This is a genomic window from Burkholderia sp. Ac-20379, assembly GCF_017104645.1.
Classification (GTDB): domain Bacteria; phylum Pseudomonadota; class Gammaproteobacteria; order Burkholderiales; family Burkholderiaceae; genus Burkholderia.
The window spans coordinates 1-1,443 of sequence record NZ_JAAGPF010000698.1 but is presented as its reverse complement, the minus strand read 5'-3'; the positions used below and the strand labels follow the sequence as shown (position 1 = coordinate 1,443).

The window sequence follows — 1,443 nt, the reverse complement described above, 5'->3', positions numbered from 1 at the left end:
CGGCATACGAGACGCTAGATGGTGACTGGAGTGCGGCCGTGCGCTCTTCCGATCACGAACCGCGCTGCGTGCCGTGCGCCGTGGCGCCGGGCCTGCGCCGCCGCGAGGCCGCGCATCCGGATGCGCTCGAGGCGCTGGCACGCCAGTGCGTGCGCATGCCGTTCGACCTGTCCGCCGGGGCGCCCATCCGTTTCGAGTGGTTGCGCGCCGTATCGGCCGCGCAATCGATCGTCCTGCTGGTGGTGCACCACATCGTGATCGACGGCATGTCGGCGATGCTGCTCGGCGATGCGTTCTGGCAAGCCTATCGCGACGCCTGCACTGGCACTGGCACTGGCACCGGCACCGGCGACGGTGCGGCCGGCGCCGGCGAGCCCGCCGACGATTACGGCGATTTCGTCGCCTGGGAGGCGCGCCATCTCGCGTCCGCGCGCGGCATCGCGCAGCGCGCCTACTGGCAGCGCCAGTTGTCGGGCGACCTGCCGGTGCTGCAACTGCCCACCGACCGAAGCGCCGACCCGGCAAAGGGCATCGACGGCGCCAGCCTCGCGTACCCGCTGCCGCCGGCGCTGACGCAGGCGGCGCGCGCCTGCGCCGGCGCGCTCGGGATCGACGTGTCGGTGTTCTTCCTCGGCATCGTCGGCATCCTGCTCTACCGTTACACCGGGGCGAACGACATGCTGCTCGGCATGCCGACCCACGGCCGCGCCGAACGCCGTTTCGCACGGAGCTTCGGCTACTTCGCGAACGTGATGCCGATCCGCCTGCGTCCCTCGGGCGCGCAAGGCGCGGCCGATTTCCTGCGCGGCTTGCAGACGCAGTTCACCGACGGGCTGGATCACGCGGGCTATCCGTTCGCCGCGCTGGCGCGCGAGTTCGGCCGCGGCGCGGGCGAGCCGCTGTATCAGGTCGCCTACGGATTCCAGAACTTCATCGATGGCGCGTTCGCGGGCGCGCCCGATGACGGGGCCGGCCTGCCGGGCGTGACGCATCTCGATACGGTGCGGCAGGAGGGCGACGGCGTGTTCTCGCTCGAAATCGTCGAGCGGGGCGCGGCGCTGACGGCGGTGGCGGGCTACGACGCGCAATGCTTCGACGCCTCGACCGTGCAACGCATGCTGACGCATGTCGTCTGCCTCGCGCAGGCGGTGGTGCGCACGCCCGATGCGCGGATCGGCGAGCTGGCCATGTTGACCGAGGCCGAGCGCGAGCGCGTGCTCGGCGCGTGGAGCCGGGGCGGCCCGGCCACTTCGCGGCGCGGCACGGTGCATCAATGGATCGCGCGGCGCGCGGCGCTGCGGCCCGATGCGCTCGCGCTGACGGGCGACGGGCCGGCCCTCGCCCACGGCGCGCTGCTCCAACGCGCCAACCGGCTGCCGCCGCACGTCACCGCCCCGGTGTGGGGCCCCGCCACGCTGGGGTCGGCGGTCGTGGATCCCGGCC

Annotated in this window: 1 protein-coding gene; it reads left to right on the top strand. The window is 73.1% G+C overall.

Features of this window, described 5'->3' with window-relative positions; all coding sequences use genetic code 11:
* Positions 1 to 38: 38 nt before the first annotated feature.
* Positions 39 to 1,443, top strand: a 1,405-nt coding sequence (locus tag G3N92_RS34060; protein ID WP_206131874.1) for a condensation domain-containing protein, incomplete at its 3' end; no start/stop codon positions are given.